Raw genomic sequence first — 21,930 nt, 5'->3', positions numbered from 1 at the left:
GGGTATTTTCTGCGTGTTTTGACGCCTTTACCGCAGGGTTTTAGCTAGGATGCGAGGCAATGCCGGCACATACCGGCGCTGACAGCGCAAGAAGCTGCATCCCAGATTAGACCACGGTTGCGCGGCCGCGACAAAAAGTGTTGCTTGAACTGCCGGGACTGTCCCTCGTTTTTGGAAATATTTCCTGTTTCGAGGGACAGTCCCCATTTTTTGGAAAGATCTTGTCAGCGCACTTTCAGAGGAATCGATGCGGGGAATGTGGGGGCGCGGCGCAGGTGGGTGGCTTGTTCGTAGGCGTAGGCCATGCCGATCAGCGCGCTTTCCGTGTACGGGCCGCCGACGAATGACAGCCCCACCGGCAGGCCGTGCACGTGGCCGGCCGGGACCGTGATGTGCGGGTAGCCGGCCACCGCGGCGGGTGACGAGAAGCTGCCGCCGTAGTGGTCGCCGTTGACGAAGTCCGTCAGCCATGCCGGGCCGCCCGTCGGGGCGACCAGCGCGTCCAGGCCGTATTCCTTCATCACCTTGTCGATGCCTTCGTCGCGCGCGTAGCGGTGGTTGTTCGCCAGCGCGGCCTGGTAGTCGGGGCTGTCCAGGCCGGCCTTGGCCTGCGACTGCTCGAGGTGCTCCTGGCCGAAGTAGCGCAGCTCCTTGTCCGCGTGGCGACGGTTGAAGGCGATCAGGTCGGCCATGTTGCGGATCGGCGCGCCCGGCGCGTAGTCCTTCAGGTAGTCGGCCAGGCCCGGCTTGAATTCGTGCAGCAGCACGGCCGTTTCGGTGTCGCCGTACTTGTCCGTGTTCGGCACCTGCACGTCGACCAGTACGGCGCCCTGCCCCTGCAGCACCAGCAGCGCCTTCTCGATCGCGTCGTCCAGCTCGTCGCTGGAGCCGAAGAAGTTGCGGGCGACGCCCAGCCGCTTGCCGCGCAGCGCGTTGCGGTCCAGCGCCTTCGCGTAATCGGTGTCGTGGGTGCCCTGCTGCGTCACGGGATCCAGCGGGTCGGGGCCTGCCAGCACGGCCAGCATCAGCGCCGCGTCGGTCACGCTGCGTGCCATCGGGCCTGCCGTGTCCTGCGACGCGGCGATCGGGATGATGCCGCTGCGGCTGACGAGGCCGATCGTCGGCTTGATGCCGACCAGACCGCAGATCGACGCCGGCGACACGATCGAGCCATCCGTCTCCGTGCCGACGGCCAGTGTGGCCAGGCTTGCCGTGATCGCGGCGGCCGAGCCGGAACTGGAACCGCTGCAATTGCGATCCAGCGCATACGGGTTGCGCGTCAGCCCGCCCCGCCCGCTCCAGCCGCTGACCGAATGCGTCGAGCGCATGTTCGCCCACTCGGACAGGTTCGTCTTGCCCAGGATGACGGCGCCGGCCTCGCGCAGCCGCGCGACGACATGCGCATCGCGCGCGGCCCGCACACCGTCCAGCGCCAGCGAGCCCGCGGTTGTGCTCATGCGATCGGCCGTGGCGATATTGTCCTTCAACAGCACCGGGATACCGTGCAGCGGGCCGCGCACCTTGCGCGCCATCCGCTCGCGGTCCATCTCGCGGGCGATCTTCAGCGCTTCGGGATTGAGTTCGATGATGGCATTGATGCGGGGGCCGGACTTGTCGATCTTGCCGATCCGGGCCAGATATTGGGAGGTCAGTGCGTGGGACGTCAGCTTGTTTGAGGACATCAGCTGCTGTTGCTCGCGCACGCCGGTGTCGAGAAGGCCGCCCTGCAGCGCCTTCGGCACCGCGTGCACCGGCGTCACCGCGGCCGCACCGCCGACGGCCAATCCCATCCGTACGAACTCCCTGCGATCCATGCAACCCCTCCCCTCTGGTCAATCGTGTAAGGATAGCAGCGCCCGGACATTATCTGTCGAAAAACAAACATTTCCCTTGAGAAGTATTGTTGAAAATACGACAGGTGGGCTGATTGGGAGTTGTGGGCACTGGCGTGCCTGGAGGCAGCACGGATGAGACCGCCAACAAGTTCGGGTGACAGAGCCGCCCGCCGATGGCCAACCGGCTCACAGACGAGCCCGCCAACAAGCTCGGGTGACAGCGCAAAAAAAAACGCTGCCGGCGGCAGCGTTTTTTCACAGCAGCAGCCCTGGGGCCGCCGCTCGTCGCACATCTTAGTTACGGATGATGCGCTTGTACTCGTTGGTACGGGTGTCGATTTCGATGAAGTCGTCCTGGCTGACGAACAGCGGCACTTGCACGCTGTGGCGCTTCGATTCGATCGCGTTTTCGATCTTGGCTTCCTTCAGGACGTTACCCGAGGTGTTGCCCTTGACGGCCGGCTCGGAGTACACCACCTGGCGCACGATCGTGGTTGGCAGTTCGACGGAGATCGCCTTGCCGTCGTAGAACACGGCTTCGCATTCCATACCGTCTTTCAGGTAGTTCAGTGCGTCGCCCAGGTTCTCTTCTTCGATTTCGTACTGGTTGTACTCTTCATCCATGAACACGTACAGCGGATCCGCGAAGTACGAGTAGGTCACCGGCTTCTTATCCAGGATAACCACGTCGAACTTGTCGTCGCCGCGGAAGACGTTTTCCAGCGGAGCGTTCGTCAGAAGATTCTTCATCTTCCACTTGTAGGTGAAGCCCGTGCGGCTCGAACCGTTGACGTCGGAGCGCAGCACGATGAAGGGCTTGGCGTCAACCATGATGATGTTGCCAACACGAATTTCTTTTGCGGGTTTCATAAGAGAGAGTACCTACTAAAAATGGGTTTCAGTAACCGCTCATCATACCATGTTCTTCCGGCGGCGCCTACCGCAGGGAACCGGCGAAAGACAGCAGATTCGACGCCAGGTCGCCGTTTTCCAACATCCGCTTTTGCCAATTGGCAGAGAGGCATGCCAATTGATCGATATGACTGGATAAGGTTTGCCATAAATGCAGCCAATCCTGATTTTGTTCGACGCCGGCGCCATTGAAGCGCAGCGTGAATTCCTCCAGCGAGGCGATATCCGGGCAATACCGCGCAATAAAAGCCCGCAGTTTTTTAAGGTGCAGGTTTTCATCCTGCGGATAGATATGCCAGGCGAATGGACGATTTGCCCATTGCGCGCGCACGAACGAATCCTCGCCGCGCACGATATTGACATCGCACGCCCACAGCAAACGGTCGTAATCGGGCTGCGGCACGAACGGCAGCACGCGCACCGTCAACGGGCCGTCCGTGCGGCTGGCGCCCGCTACCGGCTCAGCGCCGAGGAAAGCCCGCACGTCGTCGCGGACGACGCCCTCCGGCACCAGGCAAGTCACGGGCTCGCCACCGCGCCGCCATGCGTCGAACAGCTCAGCGGCCGGGGCATGGGGATAGCAGAACAAGGATACCTTGCGCGCCGCCTGCTGGGACGGCGTCAGCCCCAGCGTGCCCAGGAATGCCGTGACGGCAACCGGATCGCGCTGGAAACGGTCGCGCTCCTCCAACAGCCCGGCTTCGCGCAACAGGCCACCCGTCTTCGCGGTAAAACCGGGGAAAAAGAAATGCTTCGTCAGCGGCAGCCGCGGATGCATCGACGGCAGCGTGTGGCATCCTTCGACCCACTCCTCGGCCGTCAAGCCTTCCAGGTTCAGCCACACGGGCTTGACCTGCCGCTGCGCCATCGCCGTCACATAGCCGGGCGGCAGGTCGACGGCAAAGAATTCGATGACGATGTCCGCCACGTCCTCGGCAAAGTACGTGCCTTCCTGGTCGCGCCAGTGGTACACGGCCACGCCGTCCACCTGCTGTGCCTGGGCCGTGGCGTCGACGCCGGGATGGATGCGGGCAAAACTCTTCAGGTCGTCGACCCACAGGGTGACGGCGATGCCGTGCTCGTGTGCCAGCTGCCGCGCGAGGCGCCAGCAGATGCCGATGTCGCCATAGTTGTCGACGACCTTGCAGAACAATGCCAGCGTAGTGGGTTGGTTCATGGCGGTGAAAAGCAAAAAGCCGCGCTGGAAATCCAGTGCGGCTTGAATTCTTGGCGTCCCCACGGGGATTCGAACCCCGGTACTCACCGTGAAAGGGTGATGTCCTAGGCCTCTAGACGATGGGGACCCGAACAGTGCGCGCATTTTAACACGCGCGGCGTGCATGCAACAAGGGCGGCGCCTGCCGCCGGCGCACCGCATCGCGGTGCTATGATGGCCGCATGACGATTGCCTGAGTTTGCCCGGGTTCGCTGCACAGGCTTTGCCCCCGGGCCCACCACCTTGCCGCCACCGCGCGGCCGTTCTGCCTTGCTCCGTTCGGTGCAAGCGCAGCTGCTCATCATTCAAATTCATCAAGGAATCGTCATGACTTCCATTCACCTGCTCGTCACGGGCGCGTCCGGCCAGTTGGGCCAGCTCGTGCTGCAACACCTCGCCCGCCTCGCTCCAGGCGGCCACACCGTCATCGCTGCCAGCCGCACGCCCGAACGTTGCGCCGCGCCATTTGCGATCGCGCGCCACGCGGACTTCGACGATGCCACCACGCTCGATGCGGCGTTCGACGGAGTTCACCGGATGCTGCTGATCAGTACCGCACTGGACAACGTCGGCCCGCGTCGGATCGCGCAGCACCGCAACGCGATCGATGCGGCCATGCGCGCCGGTGTCGAACACATCGTCTACACATCGTTGCTGCATCCGGATGCGTCGCCGCTGGGCGCCGTCGCGGAGGATCACGCGCAAACGGAGGCACTGCTGCGCGCCAGCGGCATCGCCCACACGGTGCTGCGCAACGGCTTCTACATGGACCCGCTGTGCCAGACGATCGCCGCGGCGCTGCCGAGCGGAGTGCTGGTATCGGCCAACCGCACGGGGCGGGTCTCCTACATCGCACGGGACGATTGCGCGCGGGCAGCGGCGTGTGCCCTGCTCGCGCCGGCCGGCACGCGCACGCTCGATATCGCGGGACCGGAGGCGCTGGACGGCGCCGATATCGCGCGTATCGCCGCCGCAGCCTGTTCCAGGCCGCTTACCTTCCAGGGTGTGAGCACGGCCGAACGCGTCGACGGGCTCGTCAGCGAAGGCACGCCGCCCCAGCTGGCGCGGATGATCGCTCATGTCGAAACGGCGCTGGAGAGTGGCGTGATGGCCGCGGCACCCGGCAGCTACACGATGCTGACGGGACAGGCGCCCCGCTCGCTGCAATCGTTGTTGCCGTCGCCATCCATGTAGTACCCGCGTGCGCGAGTCGGCAGCTTGCGAACCGCGGAAAGCAAAACAGGCCGCATCGGCGGCCTGTTTTGTGGAAGCTTGCGGCGCTTAGCTATGATGCGCGAACGGCAAACCTGCATGAATTCTGTGGCGTCCCCACGGGGATTCGAACCCCGGTACTCACCGTGAAAGGGTGATGTCCTAGGCCTCTAGACGATGGGGACGTCGTAAAAGCGTGCGCGAATTATAGCACCGGCGTTCTTGCCGTTACAAGGGTGAAACTAAAGAGCGGCTGCCCGGTCAGCGGAAGTACGTGCTGCGCAACAGGAACACATACTCCGATTCGGCGACCATCATGCCGGCGAGCACCAGCAACGCGGCCGGCGGCACGACGACCAGGCAGATCAGCGCCAGCCGCTCCCAGCGCAGGTGCATGAACACTGCCACGATCAGCCCGGCCTTGGCCAGCATCAGCAGCAGGATCAGGCTCCAGCGCAGCAAGCCCTGCAGATGAAGCACATCGACCAGATAGGACAAGGCACTGAGCAGGAACAGCAATCCCCATACCTTGAAGTACAGGCCGATCGGATGCTGCTGCCCTTTTGCCGCATGGCTGGCTTCCGCAGGGGTGGCTTCAAGATGGGTGGGTTCCTGATGGGTGGCGTCCATATTCCCTCACCACAGGTAGAACAACGCAAAGATGAAGACCCACACGAGATCGACGAAGTGCCAGTACAGCCCGGCGATCTCGACGATCCCGTAATTGCCCGCGCGCTCGTAGCGTCCCCGCAGCACATTGCGCGCCACGATGCTCAGGTAGATCCCGCCGGCCGTCACGTGCAAGCCGTGGAAACCGGTGATCATGAAGAAGCTTGCGCCGAACTGGGCCGAGCCCATCGGATTGCCCCACGGACGCACGCCTTCCGCGATCAGCTTGCTCCATTCGAACGCCTGCATGCTGACGAACAGCGCTCCGAACGCCGCCGTGACGAGCATCAGCGTCGCACACCGTTTGCGCTCGCGCCGGTACGCATAGTTGACCGCCATCGCCATCGTGCCGCTGCTCGAGATCAGCACGAACGTCATGATGGCGATCAGGATCAGCGGCAGCGTCCTGCCGCCGATCGTCAGCGCGAATACTTCGCTGGGGTTCGGCCATTGCGTCGTCGTGGCCATGCGCACCGACATATACCCCGTCAGAAAACTGCCGAAGATGAACGTGTCGCTGAGCAGGAAGATCCACATCATCGCCTTGCCCCACGGGACCCGGAACGCTTGCCGGTCGCCCGCCAGGTCGCTGACGACGCTGGCCGCAAGGCGCGCCCGTGCAGCGCGCCAGCCATGCTGCGGCTTGCCGTCGGGCTGTATCCATTCCTGTTGTGCCGACATTGCCGCCTCCGTCATCGCACCGGAATGCCGACCGTCGAGCAGATCGTCTGCACGACATCCGGCGTGACCCAGAACAGCAGGCCGAACAACGCGAGCCACAGCGCCAGCAGCAAGTGCCAGTAGCGCGCGCACAGCGCCAGGCTCTCGCTGATGCGCACGATGTCCACGCGACCGCCGCCGCCCGCACGGTTGACGACACGCTTGCCGGCACCCTCGCCGGCACGCTCACCGGCACGCACACCGGCACGGTCGCCGCCACCGAAGCGCAGTACCACGCGCCCCGCGGCGATCACGCCGCCCAGCACATGCACGCCATGCAGCCCCGTCAGCATGTAGAAGAACGCGGCGGCCGGGCCCGAGCCGAGGCCCGCATGCTGCGTTGCCAGCGCGCGCCATGCGCCCAGCTGGCTGGCGATGAAGGCGAGCGCAAGCGCGACGCCCAGCACGGCCAATCGGTGCGCCAGGACACGGCGCCGGCGCATCGCGGCCAGCGCCGCCAGCTGCCAGACGGCGTCGCCCGTCCCCAGCAGCGCGGTGGACAGCCACAGCTGCCACGGCGCCGCCGGCAGCACGCGCCAGTCGTCGTAGCCGATCCGCATCACGTACGCGACGCCGAACAGCGCGAACAGCACGCAGACGACGCCCATGAACGTCCACAACCCCACTTGCCGCGTGCCGTACGGTGCGGCACCGTCGCCGGGCCAGTAGCCGTCCGGCTGGAACCCGCAGCGGGGCAACGGGCAGATGATGAAGCGCATCATGTTCCCTGCCCTCCTTCCCGCGGCACGGCCGTGCCCGGTGGCCGTGCGCGCGCCCTGCCCTGATCATCCTCATCGTCCTCATCGGGCTCGTCGCCCTCATCCGGCCCGACGTTCTGCGGCAGATAATCCGCGACGACCTCCGCGACGCCGGCCTCCGCAGCGCCAGCTTCGGTAGTGCCGGCGTCTGCTGCGCCCGCGCGGCCGTAGTCATACGGGCCGCGATACACCACCGGCAGCTCGTTACCCCAATTGCCGTGCACGGGTGGAGTCTGCGGCGTCTGCCACTCCAGGCTGGCGGCACGCCACGGGTTCGGGCCGGCAGGGCGGCCGTTGCGCACGCTCCACGCGAAGTTCGCCAGGAACAGCAGCTGCGCCAGCCCGACGACCAGCGCGACCACCGTGATGAACGCGTTCAGCGATTGCGCCGACGGCGGGATGAAGTTGTAGTTGTCGAATGCGTAGTAACGGCGCGGCATGCCCAGCAGGCCCAGGTAATGCATCGGGAAGAAGATCGCGTAGGCGCCGACGAACGTGATCCAGAAGTGCAGCCGCGCGAGCCCTTCGTGATACATGCGCCCCGTGACCTTCGGGTACCAGTGGTAGAGACCGCCGAATACGGCCAGCACCGGCGACACGCCCATCACCATGTGGAAGTGCGCGACGACGAAGTAGGTGTTCGACAGCGGGATGTCGACGCTGACGTTGCCGAGGAATAGCCCCGTCAGGCCCCCGATCAGGAACGTGCTGATGAAGCCCAGCGCGAACAGCATCGGCGCCGTCAGGTGGATATCGCCGCGCCATAACGTCAGCGTCCAGTTGTACACCTTCAGCGCCGTCGGCACGGCGATCACGAGCGTTGTGATCGCGAAGAAGAAGCCGAACAGCGGGTGCATGCCGGACACGTACATATGGTGGGCCCACACGACGAACGATAGCGCGCCGATGATGACGATCGCCCACACCATCATCCGGTAGCCGAAGATGCATTTGCGCGCGTGCACGCTGATCAGGTCGGAGATGATGCCGAACGCTGGCAGCGCGACGATGTACACCTCGGGATGGCCGAAGAACCAGAACAGGTGCTGGAACAGCAGCGGGCTGCCGCCGCGGTAGTTCAGCGCCTGCCCCATCGACACGATCGCCGGCATGAAGAAGCTCGTGCCGAGCGTGCGGTCGAGCAGCATCATCACGCCGGACACGAACAGCGCGGGAAACGCGAACAGCGCCAGCACCGTCGCGATGAAGATGCCCCACACCGTCAGCGGCATGCGCATCAGCGTCATGCCGCGTGTGCGCGCCTGCAGGATCGTCGTCACGTAGTTCAGGCCGCCCATCGTCGCGGCCGCGATGAACACCAGCAGCGACACCAGCATCACGACGATGCCCGCCTCGACACCGGGCGTGCCCGGCAGGATCGCCTGCGGCGGGTACAAGGTCCAGCCCGCGCCGGTGGGCCCGCCCGGCACGAAGAAGCTGCCGACGAGGATCGCGACGGCAGCCAGGTAAAACCAGAAGCTCAGCATGTTCAGGTAGGGGAACACCATGTCGCGCGCGCCCACCATCAGCGGGATCAGGTAATTGCCGAAGCCGCCCAGGAAGATCGCCGTCAGCAGGTAGATCACCATGATCATGCCGTGCATCGTCATGTACTGGTAATAGCTGTTCGGGTCGATGAATTCGAAGCGGCCGGGAAAGCCCAGCTGCAGCCGCATCAGGTCGGACAGCACGATGCCGATCACGCCGACCGCCAGCGCCGTCAGCGTGTATTGCACGGCGATCACCTTGTGGTCCTGGCTCCACACGTAGCGGGTCCAGAAACCGCTGGGCGCATGCGCCTCGGGTTCCGCGCCCTGCTCCGCATTCGTCTCGTGCGCCATTGCCTTTCTCCCGTGCTTGCTGCCGTGCTTTATGCCGTGCTTGCCGCGATGCTTTTTGCAGTGCTTGCTGCCGCGCTTTATGGCAGTGCTTGCCGCCGTGCTTGTTGTCGTTACCGCAGCGTCTTGATGTAGTCCACCAGCGCCGCCTGTTCCGCCGCCGACAGCTGCACCGGCGGCATCACGGGCGCATACCCCTGCACGATCGCGGCCTGCGGCGCGGCGATCGACTGGCGCAAATAGGCCTCGTCGACGTGCACCGTGGCACCGCCTTGCAGCACTTCCGACTTGCCGTACAAGCCCTTCCACGACGGGCCGACGCCGCGGCTGCCATCCACGCTGTGGCAGGCGGTGCAGCCCTTCGCCTGCGCCAGCAGCCGCCCCGCCTTGCCCGGTTCCGCCGGGCCGCCGGGAACACCCTGCGTCCCAGCAGTACCACCCGCGCCAATCGCGCCAGCCATGCCGGCCGTGCCAGCCGCACCAGCCGCACCTGCCGTACCGGCCTTGCCAGCCATACCTCCCCCGCCAGACGAGCCAGCCGGACCAGGCGGCCCGGTGGGCCCAGCCGAGCCGCCCGGGCCGGCGGCGCTCCCAGCCCCGCCCTGCCCGGCACTACTCGCCTGCCCCGCCCCGGCCGCCCGGCCCGCGCCGCCCGGCACGGCAGGCCCGCCGCCGAACGTCGGCTGGTGCGCCAGCCATGCGCCGTATGCCCCCGGCTCGTCGATGACGACCCAGCTGCGCATGTTCGAATGCCCCACGCCGCACAGCTGCGCGCACAGCACTTCATACCTTCCCGTGCGCTCCGGTGTGAACCAGAAATGCGTCACCATGCCGGGCACCATGTTCATCCGCGTGCGGAACTGCGGCACATAAAAATCGTGCAGCACGTCCTGCGCACGCAATTGGGCACGAGCTGGGATGCCCACGGGCAGGTGCAGCTCCTGGCCATCCACCAGCACGTCGTCCTGCCCGTATGGATCTTCCGGGTCGATGCCGAACGGATTGGCGGCGGCGATGAAGCGCACGTCCGCCGCGCCCAGCCGGCCGTCCGCGCCCGGCAACCGGTAATGCCATTGCCACTGCTGGCCCATCACTTCGAACACCCGCGCATCGGGTGGCGCATCGATCAGCCGCGCATACACGGTAAGCCCCGGCGCGAGCAGGCCGATGATGCCGAGCGTCGTGATGCCGATCAGCCACCATTCGAGCCGCCGGTTGCCGTGTTCAAGCGACGCGCGATGCCCGGCGCGGTGCCGGTACCGCACCACCGCATACGCGACGAACAGGTGCAAGGCGACGAACGCGACGCCGGTGATCACCATCGTCAGCCGCAACGCTTCGTCCATCGACTGCCAGTTCGACGCGATCGCCGTCGGCTGCCACGGGCTGGCGAAATGAAATGCCACCGCGCCCAGCGCGATCAGGACCAGCACGACGGCAAGCGCCACGGCCATGTTCGCCTCAGCGCCGCCGCAATACCCGGTAGATCAGTGCCGCCGTCATGCCGAACACGACGTGGCCCAGCACCGTCGTCCAGCCCCGCAGCTCGGTAAACCACGGCAGCACGCTTGCCATCACGTAGAAATCGAACAGATACAGCAAGGCCCCGAACACGGCGCCCGCCACGAGGGCCATCGCGATGCTCGAGTCGAAACGGAACGGTGCCATCAGCCCCGCCAGCACGAGGCCGAAGAACGTGCCGAGGAAGTAATGCACGGCCAGCGCGCCGACGACGACGGCCATGCTGTAGCCGCCCACCTGCAGCACGGGATCGCCCAGCACCAGCGCGGCGATCAGCCGCGGCGTGCGCCACGGATCGATGCCGGCCACTGCCGCAAAAGCCAGTTCCAGCACCATGACGATGCCGCCCGCCGCGAACCCGGCCAGCGCACCAACGACCCAATCGGGCTCGCGCGCCGTCCAGCGATGCGAATGGGTTTGCGGATGAAGAATCCGCTGCAGATAGGATTCGATGCCATGCAGTTCCATGCGTGCCTCCATCGCCTCCTCGACTGTTCGAGTGTAGGTCGGAAAAGCGCGGACGCAAGGAGAGAACTTTTCGCGAAAACGGGAACTTTTGGAGGGGGAGTGAGTTCAGCGCGAGGACGAAAAAAAAGCCGCTGCTGCGGCCGATTTTCATGACGTGCTGTATGCCTTTGGCGTCCCCACGGGGATTCGAACCCCGGTACTCACCGTGAAAGGGTGATGTCCTAGGCCTCTAGACGATGGGGACCCTGGACTGCTACCGCTTTTGCCTCTGCCGCTTTTGGTGGAGGTAAGCGGGATCGAACCGCTGACCTCTTGCATGCCATGCAAGCGCTCTCCCAGCTGAGCTATACCCCCGCTGGCACAGACGATGTACTACTACGATGTACTGCTATCCACTACAAAACCACTGGCGTCCCCACGGGGATTCGAACCCCGGTACTCACCGTGAAAGGGTGATGTCCTAGGCCTCTAGACGATGGGGACCTCGGAACGATCATCTGCACCTTGTGGTGGAGGTAAGCGGGATCGAACCGCTGACCTCTTGCATGCCATGCAAGCGCTCTCCCAGCTGAGCTATACCCCCGCTGGCACAGGCAAAATAAAAGCCGCTTGCGCGACTTTTGTCACTACTGCCACCAACCGCGTGGCAATCACAACAAAACTTGGCGTCCCCACGGGGATTCGAACCCCGGTACTCACCGTGAAAGGGTGATGTCCTAGGCCTCTAGACGATGGGGACCCTGGACTGCTTTTACTGCTCTTTCTTCTGCAAACTGGTGGAGGTAAGCGGGATCGAACCGCTGACCTCTTGCATGCCATGCAAGCGCTCTCCCAGCTGAGCTATACCCCCGTTTGCGAAGAGACAGAAGTATAGCAGCGGATCAGGAAAACGCAAATACCCCTCTGAAATATTTTCCAACTGCTTTCACAGGTACCTGGCGACGCGCGCCATCACCTCGTCGCGGCCGAACAGCTGCAGCACGGCGTCGATCGCCGGGGTCTGCAACTGGCCCGTGACGATCAGGCGCAGCGGCATCGCCAGCTGTGGCATCTTCAGGCCATGGGCCGCCAGCACTTCCTTCAGCATCGCGGCGATGGCTTCCTTGGTCCACTCGATCTTGTTGATGCGCTCGGCGAACGCGGCCAGCGCCGGCTTGACGGCGTCCGTGAAGTGCTGCGTCATCAGCGCCGCGTCCGGCTGCGGCGCGCGGTAGAACAGCATCGCCGCATCGGCCAGCTCGTTGACGGTGTTGGTGCGTTCCTTCAGCAGGCCCAGCACGGTGGCCAGGTCCGGCGCGCCGTCGAACACGGCGCCGGCGGCCAGCATGCGCGGCCGCGCCAGCTCGGCCAGGCGGGCATTGTCGGCCTGCTTGATCCAGTGGTTGTTCAGCCACGCCAGCTTCTCGTTGTTGAACTGCGCCGGCGACGCCGTCAGATGCTCCAGGTTGAACCATTCGCAGAACTGTTCCATCGAGAACACCTCGTCGTCGCCATGGCTCCAGCCCAGGCGCGCCAGGTAGTTCAGCATCGCTTCGGGCAGGAAGCCCTGGGCCGGATACTCCATCACGCTGACGGCGCCGTGGCGCTTGGACAGCTTCTGGCCGTCCGAACCGAGGATCATCGGCAGGTGGCCGTATTGCGGCAGCGGCGCGCCGATCGCGCGCAGGATGTTGATCTGGCGGGGCGTATTGTTCACGTGGTCGTCGCCGCGCAGCACGTGGGTGATGCGCATGTCCCAGTCGTCCACGGCCACGCAGAAGTTGTACGTGGGCGTGCCGTCCGTGCGGGCGATGACCAGGTCGTCCAGTTCCTTGTTCGAGATCGTGATCGGGCCCTTGACGACGTCGTGCCACGTGACGTCGCCATCAAGCGGGTTACGGAAGCGCACGACGGGCTTGCGGCCTTCCGGAACGGCAGGCAGCACCTTGCCCGGTTCCGGACGCCAGGTACCGTCGTAGCGCGGCTTCTCGCCGGCCGCGCGCAGGCGCTCGCGCATCGCTTCCACTTCCTCCGGCGTGCAGTAGCAGTGGTAGGCGGTGTCCGCCTCCAGCATCTGCGCGATCACTTCGCGATAGCGGTCCATCCGCTGCATCTGGTAGAACGGGCCTTCGTCGTGGTCCAGGCCCAGCCACTGCATGCCGTCGAGGATCGCCTGCACGGCTTCGGGGGTCGAGCGTTCCAGGTCGGTGTCCTCGATGCGCAGCACGAAGGTGCCGCCGAAGTGGCGCGCATAGGCCCAGGAATACAGCGCCGTGCGGGCGCCGCCCAGGTGGAGGAAGCCGGTCGGGCTCGGGGCGAACCGGGTACGGACGGGGGTAGCTGCGGGGGTGGCGTCGGTGGTCATGTGGTTCTGATGCGATAACTGGAAAGGGGTTATTTTACCCGCAACTCGCTTATACTCGGACGATCGTCAACACAGGAGCCGCCCTTGAAGAAACCGCTCGCCCTCGCCCTCCTCCTTTGCGCACTGCCGGCATTCGCTGCCGACGACCCGGGCCTGGCGGCCCGCATCGCGGCCGTCGAACAGGGCTTGCAGAGCGCCGTCGCGATCGACAAGGCGCCGCCCATGCGCCGCGTGCTGGCCGACGAAATGGCCCGCCTCGGCGTGCCCGGCGCCAGCATCGCCGTGATCCATGCCGGCGAGATCGAATGGGCGAAGGGCTATGGCGCCGTGACGCCGGGCGGCGCGCCCGTCACGCCCGCCACGCTGTTCCAGGCCGGGTCGATCAGCAAGCCCGTCACCGCGGTCGCCGCGTTGAAGCTCGTCGAGAGCGGCACGCTGGCGCTCGATGCGAACGTGAACGGCTACACCACATACTGGAAGCTGCCGAACAACGTCGACAACACGCCCGTCACGTTGCGCCAGCTGCTGTCGCACACGGCCGGCACGACGGTGCACGGCTTCCCCGGCTATGCGGCCGGCGCCAAGGTGCCGACCCTGGTGCAGGTGCTGAATGGCGCCCCGCCCGCCAACACGCGCGGCGTGCACGTGGGGACGAAGCCCGGCACGAAGTGGCGCTATTCCGGCGGCGGCTACGAGGTGGTGCAGTACGTGATGGGCGAGCGCAGCAAGAAGGACTTCGCGCAACTGCTGCAGGACACGGTGCTGCGCCCGCTGGCGATGAACGACAGCACGTTCGCCCAGCCGCTGCCCGCGGCGCTGCTGGCGCGCGCGGCCCTGCCGCACGACGGCGCCGGCAAGCCGATCGCCGGCGGCCCGCACACGTATCCGGAACAGGCGGCGGCGGGCCTGTGGACGACGCCGACGGACCTGGCGAAGTTCGCGATCGAAGTGAAGCGTTCGGCGGCGGGCCAGTCGAACAAGGTGCTGTCGCAGTCGATGACGCAGCTGATGCTGTCGCCGGTGCGGGAAAACTTCGGCCTGGGCTGGCGCATCGACGGCGACGGCCAGGCGCAATCGTTCAGCCACGGCGGCGCCAACGCGGGCTACCAGAACATGCTGGTGGCGTACACGGAACGGGGCGACGGCGTCGTCGTGATGACGAACGGCGACCGCGGCGGCGAACTGGCCGGCGAAGTGGTACGGGCCGTCGCGACGGCGTACAACTGGCCGACGCATCGCGCCCAGGTGCGCGCCGCGGTACCCGCGCCGGCCGCCGCACTGGCCGCGCTGCCGGGCCGCTACGTCATCGACGGCCTGGGCGACTTCACGATCGCCCGCGCCGGCGACGGCCTGACGGTCGCGCTGCGCGACGGCGCCAGCGAGCCGCTGTACGCGGCGCCGGACGGCAGCTGGTTCGTCACATCGATGGAAGCGGAACTGCGCTTCTCGGCCACGAACGACCGCGGCCGCCTGATCGCTCCAGGCTTGAATGCCACGTTCGAGAAGGCCAAGTAACTGCGGCTGTGTTCGTGTCCACCGTGGGGTCAACACCGATTTCGGACACGAACTCAACCATGCAGCGGCCGAGCTCGTGTCCGTTTTTGGGGTTGACCCCAAGGTGGACACGGGCTCATCCTTAGTGGCTTGATCGAGCGCTTATTTGACGGTGACCGTGATGGTCTGGCTCACCGCCGGACCATACGACTGGTGGGCGCCGTTGGCGAATTGCGCCGTCAGCTTGTACTGGCCGGCGGGCAGGCGGATCTTCTGTTCCGTCTGGCCTTTGCCCCAGTGCAGATGGGTGGGATCGGCGGGGATCGGCTGGCCTTCCGGCACGGCGTCGCCGTTGATGATCAGCACGTGGTGGCCGGAGTTCGGCACGACGGCGCCCGCTTTGGCGACTTCCATGCCGACGACGGCCAGCTTCACGCGAAACGGGCTGCGCACCGTGGCACCGTCCTTCGGCTCGACAAACGACAGCGCTGGCGACTGGGTCGATTGGGCCAGCGCCGTCAATGGCAGCGCAAGTGGCAGCAGCAGCGTGGCGGCAAGCAGAACTTCACGCATGGTCGTCCTCCCTCTCTGGTTCAGCGGTTCAGCGGCGCCCCGACGTATTTCAGCACGAGCCCCTTCGGCCCAACGGCCCAGCCGGCCGTTGGCGATGCGAAGCCGACCGTGTTGACGGGCGTGCCGTCCAGCGCCTTCCAGCTTCGCCCCGCATCGACAGAATAGCCGGAACCGGCCAGCCCCGCCGCCACGAACGTGTCCGGGGCGCCGGGCACCGGCACCACGACCGACATGTACCCGGCCGGCAGCACCTGCACGGGCGTCCAGCTGGCGCCGCCGTCCTCGCTGCGCGCGCCGTTCGCGCCTGCCATGTGTACGTCCTTGTAGTCGCCGCCCGTCGCGATGCCGACCCGCGCATCGCGGAAGCCCACCGAGAACAGCCCGCGGGCCGGTGCGCCGGCGGCGACGGGCACGGCCGATGCCTGCCACGTGCGCCCGCCATCCTTCGAATGGAACACGCGCGGCGTCTGCGCGCCGCCGGTGGCGAACCACGCGTCGGCGCTGCCGGCCACCGTCAGGCATGTGCCGCTCGCGGCAAACGCGCCTTCGTCCGGCAGTGCGCGCAAGCCTTCCTCGTCCGTCACGGCGCGCCAGGTGTCGCCGCCGTCATTCGTCACGCGCACTTGGAAGCGGCCGTCGACGGGGTCGCCGAAAACGACACCGTGCCGCGCATCCCAAAACGCGATCGCGTCCCAGAAGCCTTTCGCATCGGGATTGGTGATCAGGAGCTGCCACGTCGCGCCGCCATCGCGGGTGCGGTAGATGCGCGACGCGGCGCCAGGGCCGGCGCTCATCGCGATCGCCGTGTCGGCGTCGAATGCGGCGATGTCGCGCAAATCCAGCGCCTCGGCGCCCGGCACGGCCAGCGCCGTCCACGTGCTGCCGTCGGTGGTGCGCAGCACCGTGCCCTTCGCGCCGCTCGCCCACGCCACCGTGGCGCTGACGACGGCCAGGCCGCGCAGTTCCACCTGGGTGCCGCTGGCCTGCGGCTGCCAGGCGCGCTGCTGGGCCAACGGTTGCTGGGCCAACGCCGGCAGCGCGGCGGCGAGCGACGTGACGGCGGCGAAGGCGATGGCGCGCATCAGTCGTTCTTGACGACGATCGTCGGGAACTTGCTGGTCATGTCCTTCGCCTTCTCGGCCACGCGCACGGCGATCTTGCGGGCGATCTCCTTGTAGATCGTGGCGACCGGGCCGTCCGGCTCGGCGACGACGGTCGGCCTGCCGGAGTCGGTCTGCTCGCGGATCGACATCTTCAGCGGCAGCTTGCCCAGGAAATCCACCTTGAAGTCCTGCGTCATCTTCTCACCGCCGCCGGCGCCGAAGATCTCCTCGACGTGGCCGCAGTTCGAGCAGATGTGCGTGCTCATGTTCTCGACGACGCCCAGGATCGGGATGCCCACCTTCTCGAACATCTTCAGGCCCTTGCGCGCGTCCAGCAGCGCGATGTCCTGCGGCGTCGTGACGATCACCGCGCCCGTCACCGGCACCTTCTGCGACAAGGTCAGCTGGATGTCGCCCGTCCCCGGCGGCATGTCGATGACGAGGTAGTCCAGGTCGTGCCAGTTGGTCTGATCCAGCAGCTGCTGCAACGCCTGCGTGACCATCGGGCCGCGCCACACCATCGGTTCGTCCGGGTCGATCAGGAAGCCGATCGACGACACCTGCACGCCGTGGCCTTCCATCGGCTCCATCGACTTGCCGTCCTTCGTGATCGGCCGGCCGGACACGCCCAGCATCATCGGCTGCGACGGGCCATAGATGTCGGCATCGAGCACGCCGACCTTGGCGCCTTCCGCGGCCAGGGCCAGCGCCAGGTTGACGGCCGTGGTGGACTTGCCGACGCCACCCTTGCCGGAAGCGACGGCGATGATGTTCTTCACGTTCGGCAGGGGCTTCAGGCCGCGCTGCACCGTGTGGGCAATGATCTTGCTGTAGACGTTCACGCTGGCCGGCAGGCCGAAGCCCGCGAGGGCTTGCTGCACGCTGGCGCGGATCGGTTCGATCTGGCTGTTGGCCGGGTAACCCAGCTCGATGTCCAGGCTGATCTGTCCATTCTCGACCTTCAGGTTGCGGACCGATTTGCTGGTCACGAAGTCCTTGGTGGTGTTCGAATCGACCACTTTGGACAATGCGGCCTTGACGTCTTCGACTGTGATGCTCATGTAAATCTCCGTGTATTGAAGCGGCAGTCTAGCGCAAAACGCGCGCCACCACACGTAATCCCATGCTCGGGCAGGGGCTGGTAAAATGGACCTTTTACTCACCTTCTACTGCGCTGACCATGACCCGCAAGCTGTTCGTCACCACCGCCCTGCCGTACGCAAACGCCGCCTTCCACATCGGCCACATGATGGAATACATCCAGGCCGACATCTGGGTCCGTTTCCAGCGCATGCAGAGCGATAACGGCCAGCCGCGCGAAGTGCATTTCGTCGGCGCGGACGACACGCACGGCACGCCCATCATGATCGCGGCGGAGAAGGAAGGCATCACGCCGCAGGAATTCGTCGCCAAGATCGCCGCCGGCCGCGCCCAGTACCTGGACGGCTTTCATATCGCTTTTGACAACTGGTACTCGACCGATTCGCCGGAAAACGTCGAGCTGTCGCAGGGCATCTACCGCAAGCTGCGCGACAATGGCCTGATCCAGACGAAGACGGTCGACCGCTTCTTCGACCCGGTGAAGGGCATGTTCCTCGCCGACCGCAACATCAAGGGCGAATGCCCGAAATGCGGCGCGAAGGACCAGTATGGCGACAACTGCGAAGTGTGCGGCGCCGCCTACCAGCCGACCGACCTGGTGAACCCGTACTCGGTGTTCACCAACGCCACGCCGATCCTGAAACCGTCGGAGCAGTACTTCTTCAAGCTGTCCGACCCGCGCTGCTTCGAATTCCTGCGCGACTGGCTGAACACGCCGGGCCGCCTGCAGCCGGAGATGGTCAACAAGGTCTCCGAATGGCTGGGCGAGTCGGGCGAGAAGCTGGCCGACTGGGACATCTCGCGCGACGCGCCCTACTTCGGCATCCCGATCCCCGATGCGCCGGGCAAGTTCTTCTACGTGTGGCTGGACGCGCCGGTGGGCTACCTCGCCTCGCTGAAGAACTACTTCGGCAAGATCGGCGTCGACTACGACGCGTTCCTGCGCGACCCGGCCACCGAGCAGATCCACTTCATCGGCAAGGACATCGTGTCGTTCCACATCCTGTTCTGGCCGGCGATGCTGAAGTTCGCCGACCATCCGGTGATCGACAAGCTGAAGGTGAACGTGCACGGCCACCTGACGGTCAACAATGAAAAAATGTCCAAGTCGCGCGGCACCGGCATCTCGCCGCTGCGCTACCTGAACCTGGGCATGAACCCGGAATGGCTGCGCTACTACATCGCGTTCAAGCTGAACTCCAAGGTGGAAGACCTGGACTTCACGGGCGAGGACTTCGTCGCCCGCGTGAACTCGGACCTGATCGGCAAATACGTCAACATCGCCAGCCGCTGCGCGGGCTTCATCGCGAAGAAGTTCGATGGCAAGCTGGCAACCCAGTTGTCCGAGACGGCGCTGGGCTGGATCCGCCGCGCGCTGACCAATGCGGAAGGCCACGTGCGCGCCGATTCGATCGCGCTGAACTTCGAGAGCCGCGAGTTCGGCAAGGCGCTGCGCGAAGTGATGGAGATCGCCGACGTGACGAACCAGTACGTCGACGAGAACAAGCCGTGGGTGCTGGCGAAGGACGAGACGAAGACGGCGGAACTGCACGAAGTGTGCACGACGGCGCTGATCCTGTTCCGCCAGCTGACGATCCTGCTGTCGCCGGTGCTGCCGGGCGTGGCCGCGAACGTCAAGACGTTCCTCAACGACGAGCGCTTCACGTGGGCCGATACCGGCGTGGAAGCGGCGTCGCAGGCGATGCTGGGCCGCACGATCGGTGCGTACAGCCACCTGATGACGCGCGTCGATGCGAAGATGATCGACGAGCTGTTCGATGCGCCGAAGCCCGCTGCTGCCCCTGCCGTTGCTGCTCCCGCCGCTGCCGCTTCGGCATCCGCTGCGCCGGCGACGGCGACGGCGACGGCGACAGGTATCGAACCGCTGGCGCCGGAAATCAAGATCGACGACTTCGTCAAGATCGACCTGCGCATCGCCAAGATCGTCAACTGCGAGCACGTCGAAGGCTCCGACAAGCTGCTGCGCCTGACCCTGGACGTGGGCGAAGGCCGCCACCGCAACGTCTTCTCCGGCATCAAGTCGATGTACCAGCCGGAAGACCTGGTGGGCAAGCTGACGGTGCTGGTGGCGAACCTGGCACCGCGCAAGATGAAATTCGGCGTTTCGGAAGGCATGGTATTGGCCGCATCGGCCGCCGATGAAAAAGCCAATCCGGGTATTTACATCCTGAACCCATGGCCGGGCGCCGAGCCGGGCATGCGGATTCGTTAAAAGGAGTATTGCCGCCGATGAAAGTCGTAGTACGGCACGCCACTACCGACGATGCGCCGTTAATTGCCGGCCTCACGCGCACCGCGTGGGCCGGTAAAGTCAGCGTCACATCGAGCGGCCACCGCGAGACCGCCGTCCTCGTCGCAGAACATCTGCGGCAGGGCGGCGGTTTTATTTTGTCGACCGCCGAGGAACCGATCGGCTCCGTGCGCTGGTTACCCCACGATACCGAAGCGGACACGTGGGAAATTCTCCGGATGGGCATATTGCCGGCATATCGCGGCAATAACCTGTCGCAGCATTTGCTGGAAGCCGTGATTCACCACGGCATGGAATGTGGCATCGGCGAATTAAGGCTGGCCGTGCGCAGCGATCAACCGAAACTGGTCGACTTTTATTCCGCCTTTGCCTTCGAGTTGGCCGAAGAACTGGAATACAGCCACGCCAACCCGCTGGAACCCGCGCCGCTCGTGATGCGTCGGCAGCTGCGCTAGCCGTAGCGAAAACACCACAGCCCGTGCCAACCTCTGGCGCGCTCGCGCCAACCACTGGCATGTCGCGCCTGCGCACTCCGAATGACGACAGCCCCTTGGCAGGTCGCGCAAGAAATATTTCCAAAATTCGGGGACAGTCCCCGAATTTTGGAAACATTCTGAATAAGATCCGGCGTCAGCTCGGCTTCACCGAATACACTCATGCCGTCTTGGCTGGCATGCCTGCGTTCGCACGGTTCGTTGCCGAAATTCGGGGACAGTCCCTCGACTTTGGAAATGTTCTTAGCCGGAAACGGCGGTGATCGGTTTCGGGGGTTTCGGCGGGGCGGATCGATCGCACGCCGTCAGTAATAGCGATGCCGCGGCAAGGGCGGCCAGCATGGTGCGCATGGGACCTCCGGCTTTGGTGACCTTCGATGCCGCAACCATAACAGCAACGCTGCGCCGGGGGCGCACCGCTATTTTATGGTGACCGGCGCGACGATACGACGATGCCGCCGACGATCAATAGAAACGCAATGCCGTGATAAACGTGCGGCGGCTCGCCGAGAAAAGCCGACGATAACAGCGCCGCGAATAACGGCGTCAGATTGCTGAAGAATGCGGCGATCGCGGGGCCGGCCTGTTGCACGCCGGCCCCCCAGCAGCGAAATGCAATGATCGCCGGGCCGATCGCGACGTACGCCAGCGCGGCCATCAACGTGGCATTCCAATGAATGGCGGGCGCCAATACCGCCCACTCGCCGGCCGCGAAAACACCGGACCACACGACGCCGAATCCCACTTGCGCCAATAAAAACGACGCCCAATTCGCCCGCAACGCGCTGGGCTCCGGCGTGCGCGTCAGCAGCCAGCTGTACAGCGACCAGGCGATCGTCGCCAGGATCATGAACAGGTCGCCGGCGACAAGCCGCAATGCCAGCAAGTGCTGCCAGTCGCCCCGCGCCAGCACGACGAGCACGCCGGCGATCGACAGCACGGCGCCGACCACCTGCTTGCGCGACACGGCCGCGCCGAAGAACAGCCAGCCCGTCGCCATCATCCACACGGGCATGCCGGCCGCCACCAATGTGACGTTGATCGGCGTGCTGCTTTGCAGCGCGAGATACTGCAGCGCGTTGTACAGCCCGACGCCGAGCAGCCCCAGCATCGCATAGCGGCGCCAGTACGGCCACAGCCCGCTGCCCGGCCGGAACACGGGCCCGGCGAGCGGCAGCAGGATCAGCAGCGCGATCGCCCAGCGCAGGAAGTTCAGCGTGATCGGCGGGACCAGGTCGTGCACGACCCGCCCGACAATGGCATTGCCGGCCCACAGCAGCGGGGCCAGGGTCAGCAGGAAGGCGGTACGAAGTGTCAGCCGGGAATTCATTGCAAAGAAGCATAACCGATCCGGCAAGACGTCGCAGAAGGACCACAGCGATGCGCCATAGAAATTCCCT

18 protein-coding genes and 8 tRNA genes are annotated in these 21,930 nt (G+C 65.4%); 4 read left to right on the top strand and 22 right to left on the bottom strand.

Translation table 11 applies throughout. The features are described from left to right. Positions 1-224: 224 nt before the first annotated feature. The 4 genes from IP92_RS04705 to IP92_RS04690 form a co-directional block, all read right to left on the bottom strand. A complete protein-coding gene (locus IP92_RS04705; protein ID WP_145873392.1) occupies positions 225-1,814 on the bottom strand; it encodes an amidase in 1,590 nt (529 codons plus the stop codon). Positions 1,815-2,129: 315 nt separating this feature from the next. Continuing rightward, positions 2,130-2,705 carry an elongation factor P gene (locus IP92_RS04700; RefSeq protein ID WP_145873391.1) on the bottom strand — a complete coding sequence of 192 codons (576 nt, stop codon included), beginning with the start codon at positions 2,703-2,705 and terminating at the stop codon, positions 2,130-2,132. A 67-nt stretch (positions 2,706-2,772) separates the two neighbouring features. Further along, the gene (earP, locus tag IP92_RS04695) at positions 2,773-3,924 is read right to left on the bottom strand and encodes an elongation factor P maturation arginine rhamnosyltransferase EarP (RefSeq protein WP_145874033.1); all 1,152 of its coding nucleotides are present in this window, start codon (positions 3,922-3,924) and stop codon (positions 2,773-2,775) included. A 51-nt stretch (positions 3,925-3,975) separates the two neighbouring features. Continuing rightward, a tRNA-Glu gene (locus IP92_RS04690) sits at positions 3,976-4,051 on the bottom strand. A gap of 239 nt (positions 4,052-4,290) precedes the next feature. On the opposite strand from IP92_RS04690, the gene IP92_RS04685 reads away from it, so the two are divergent. Next, the gene (locus IP92_RS04685; RefSeq protein WP_145873390.1) at positions 4,291-5,157 is read left to right on the top strand and encodes an NAD(P)H-binding protein; all 867 of its coding nucleotides are present in this window, start codon (positions 4,291-4,293) and stop codon (positions 5,155-5,157) included. Positions 5,158-5,284: 127 nt separating this feature from the next. On the opposite strand, the gene IP92_RS04680 is transcribed toward IP92_RS04685, so the two are convergent. From IP92_RS04680 to gltX, 14 genes are all read right to left on the bottom strand, one after another. Next, positions 5,285-5,360: transfer RNA gene (locus IP92_RS04680), tRNA-Glu, on the bottom strand. Between the two features lie 76 nt (positions 5,361-5,436). Then, positions 5,437-5,805, bottom strand: a complete 369-nt coding sequence (locus tag IP92_RS04675) for a cytochrome C oxidase subunit IV family protein (protein WP_145873389.1) — start codon at positions 5,803-5,805, stop codon at positions 5,437-5,439. A 6-nt stretch (positions 5,806-5,811) separates the two neighbouring features. Beyond that, positions 5,812-6,525: a heme-copper oxidase subunit III family protein gene (locus IP92_RS04670; RefSeq protein ID WP_145873388.1), complete on the bottom strand. Its 714-nt coding sequence runs from the start codon at positions 6,523-6,525 to the stop codon at positions 5,812-5,814. A gap of 11 nt (positions 6,526-6,536) precedes the next feature. Next, positions 6,537-7,286, bottom strand: coding sequence for a cytochrome c oxidase subunit 3 family protein (locus tag IP92_RS04665; protein ID WP_145873387.1), 750 nt, complete (start codon positions 7,284-7,286; stop codon positions 6,537-6,539). Beyond that, entirely contained in the window at positions 7,283-9,163 is a 1,881-nt protein-coding gene (gene ctaD / locus IP92_RS04660) for a cytochrome c oxidase subunit I (protein WP_145873386.1), read from the bottom strand. Before ctaD ends, IP92_RS04665 begins: the two co-directional genes overlap by 4 nt. A 110-nt stretch (positions 9,164-9,273) precedes the next feature. Continuing rightward, positions 9,274-10,608, bottom strand: a complete 1,335-nt coding sequence (locus IP92_RS30370) for a cytochrome c oxidase subunit II (RefSeq protein ID WP_229418682.1) — start codon at positions 10,606-10,608, stop codon at positions 9,274-9,276. Positions 10,609-10,621: 13 nt separating this feature from the next. Continuing rightward, entirely contained in the window at positions 10,622-11,149 is a 528-nt protein-coding gene (locus IP92_RS04650; protein WP_145873384.1) for a hypothetical protein, read from the bottom strand. Between the two features lie 168 nt (positions 11,150-11,317). Continuing rightward, positions 11,318-11,393: transfer RNA gene (locus tag IP92_RS04645), tRNA-Glu, on the bottom strand. Positions 11,394-11,427: 34 nt separating this feature from the next. After that, a tRNA-Ala gene (locus tag IP92_RS04640) sits at positions 11,428-11,503 on the bottom strand. Between the two features lie 53 nt (positions 11,504-11,556). After that, positions 11,557-11,632 (bottom strand) — tRNA-Glu (locus IP92_RS04635). A gap of 24 nt (positions 11,633-11,656) precedes the next feature. Continuing rightward, positions 11,657-11,732, bottom strand: a tRNA-Ala gene (locus IP92_RS04630). Between the two features lie 80 nt (positions 11,733-11,812). Further along, positions 11,813-11,888: transfer RNA gene (locus IP92_RS04625), tRNA-Glu, on the bottom strand. Between the two features lie 35 nt (positions 11,889-11,923). After that, positions 11,924-11,999 (bottom strand) — tRNA-Ala (locus IP92_RS04620). 75 nt (positions 12,000-12,074) lie between these two features. Continuing rightward, positions 12,075-13,493: a glutamate--tRNA ligase gene (gene gltX / locus IP92_RS04615; protein WP_145873383.1), complete on the bottom strand. Its 1,419-nt coding sequence runs from the start codon at positions 13,491-13,493 to the stop codon at positions 12,075-12,077. 84 nt (positions 13,494-13,577) lie between these two features. Here gltX and IP92_RS04610 point away from each other — a divergent pair, with 84 nt between their 5' ends. Next, entirely contained in the window at positions 13,578-15,008 is a 1,431-nt protein-coding gene (locus IP92_RS04610; RefSeq protein ID WP_145873382.1) for a serine hydrolase domain-containing protein, read from the top strand. A gap of 141 nt (positions 15,009-15,149) precedes the next feature. On the opposite strand, the gene IP92_RS04605 is transcribed toward IP92_RS04610, so the two are convergent. Genes IP92_RS04605 through apbC form a run of 3 tightly spaced genes read right to left on the bottom strand, consistent with a single transcriptional unit; the run spans position 15,150 to position 17,724 of the window. Next, entirely contained in the window at positions 15,150-15,560 is a 411-nt protein-coding gene (locus IP92_RS04605) for a DUF4399 domain-containing protein (protein WP_145873381.1), read from the bottom strand. A 20-nt stretch (positions 15,561-15,580) separates the two neighbouring features. Beyond that, positions 15,581-16,642, bottom strand: coding sequence for a WD40/YVTN/BNR-like repeat-containing protein (locus IP92_RS04600; protein ID WP_145873380.1), 1,062 nt, complete (start codon positions 16,640-16,642; stop codon positions 15,581-15,583). Continuing rightward, a complete protein-coding gene (gene apbC, locus IP92_RS04595) occupies positions 16,642-17,724 on the bottom strand; it encodes an iron-sulfur cluster carrier protein ApbC (protein WP_145873379.1) in 1,083 nt (360 codons plus the stop codon). Before apbC ends, IP92_RS04600 begins: the two co-directional genes overlap by 1 nt. A gap of 119 nt (positions 17,725-17,843) precedes the next feature. On the opposite strand from apbC, the gene metG reads away from it, so the two are divergent. Further along, the gene (gene metG / locus IP92_RS04590) at positions 17,844-19,997 is read left to right on the top strand and encodes a methionine--tRNA ligase (protein WP_145873378.1); all 2,154 of its coding nucleotides are present in this window, start codon (positions 17,844-17,846) and stop codon (positions 19,995-19,997) included. A 17-nt stretch (positions 19,998-20,014) separates the two neighbouring features. Next, positions 20,015-20,491 carry a GNAT family N-acetyltransferase gene (locus IP92_RS04585; protein WP_145873377.1) on the top strand — a complete coding sequence of 159 codons (477 nt, stop codon included), beginning with the start codon at positions 20,015-20,017 and terminating at the stop codon, positions 20,489-20,491. A 463-nt stretch (positions 20,492-20,954) separates the two neighbouring features. Here IP92_RS04585 and IP92_RS04580 read toward each other — a convergent pair whose 3' ends face one another. Then, positions 20,955-21,860 carry a DMT family transporter gene (locus IP92_RS04580; protein ID WP_145873376.1) on the bottom strand — a complete coding sequence of 302 codons (906 nt, stop codon included), beginning with the start codon at positions 21,858-21,860 and terminating at the stop codon, positions 20,955-20,957. Positions 21,861-21,930: the final 70 nt, after the last annotated feature.

Origin of the sequence: Pseudoduganella flava, from assembly GCF_007830495.1 — a bacterium.
Classification (GTDB): Bacteria; Pseudomonadota; Gammaproteobacteria; order Burkholderiales; family Burkholderiaceae_D; genus Rugamonas; species Rugamonas flava.
This window is presented reverse-complemented; position numbering and strand designations above follow the sequence as displayed.

Coding starts and splice junctions, on each gene's coding strand:
- ctaD (WP_145873386.1), bottom strand. CDS start 9,163: ATGGCGCACGAGACGAATGCGGAGCAGGGCGCGGAACCCGAGGCGCAT.
- gltX (WP_145873383.1), bottom strand. CDS start 13,493: ATGACCACCGACGCCACCCCCGCAGCTACCCCCGTCCGTACCCGGTTC.
- IP92_RS04675 (WP_145873389.1), bottom strand. CDS start 5,805: ATGGACGCCACCCATCAGGAACCCACCCATCTTGAAGCCACCCCTGCG.
- IP92_RS04670 (WP_145873388.1), bottom strand. CDS start 6,525: ATGTCGGCACAACAGGAATGGATACAGCCCGACGGCAAGCCGCAGCAT.
- IP92_RS04650 (WP_145873384.1), bottom strand. CDS start 11,149: ATGGAACTGCATGGCATCGAATCCTATCTGCAGCGGATTCTTCATCCG.
- IP92_RS04580 (WP_145873376.1), bottom strand. CDS start 21,860: ATGAATTCCCGGCTGACACTTCGTACCGCCTTCCTGCTGACCCTGGCC.
- IP92_RS04665 (WP_145873387.1), bottom strand. CDS start 7,286: ATGATGCGCTTCATCATCTGCCCGTTGCCCCGCTGCGGGTTCCAGCCG.
- IP92_RS04600 (WP_145873380.1), bottom strand. CDS start 16,642: ATGCGCGCCATCGCCTTCGCCGCCGTCACGTCGCTCGCCGCCGCGCTG.
- apbC (WP_145873379.1), bottom strand. CDS start 17,724: ATGAGCATCACAGTCGAAGACGTCAAGGCCGCATTGTCCAAAGTGGTC.
- IP92_RS04605 (WP_145873381.1), bottom strand. CDS start 15,560: ATGCGTGAAGTTCTGCTTGCCGCCACGCTGCTGCTGCCACTTGCGCTG.
- IP92_RS04700 (WP_145873391.1), bottom strand. CDS start 2,705: ATGAAACCCGCAAAAGAAATTCGTGTTGGCAACATCATCATGGTTGAC.
- IP92_RS04705 (WP_145873392.1), bottom strand. CDS start 1,814: ATGGATCGCAGGGAGTTCGTACGGATGGGATTGGCCGTCGGCGGTGCG.
- IP92_RS04585 (WP_145873377.1), top strand. CDS start 20,015: ATGAAAGTCGTAGTACGGCACGCCACTACCGACGATGCGCCGTTAATT.
- earP (WP_145874033.1), bottom strand. CDS start 3,924: ATGAACCAACCCACTACGCTGGCATTGTTCTGCAAGGTCGTCGACAAC.
- IP92_RS04685 (WP_145873390.1), top strand. CDS start 4,291: ATGACTTCCATTCACCTGCTCGTCACGGGCGCGTCCGGCCAGTTGGGC.
- metG (WP_145873378.1), top strand. CDS start 17,844: ATGACCCGCAAGCTGTTCGTCACCACCGCCCTGCCGTACGCAAACGCC.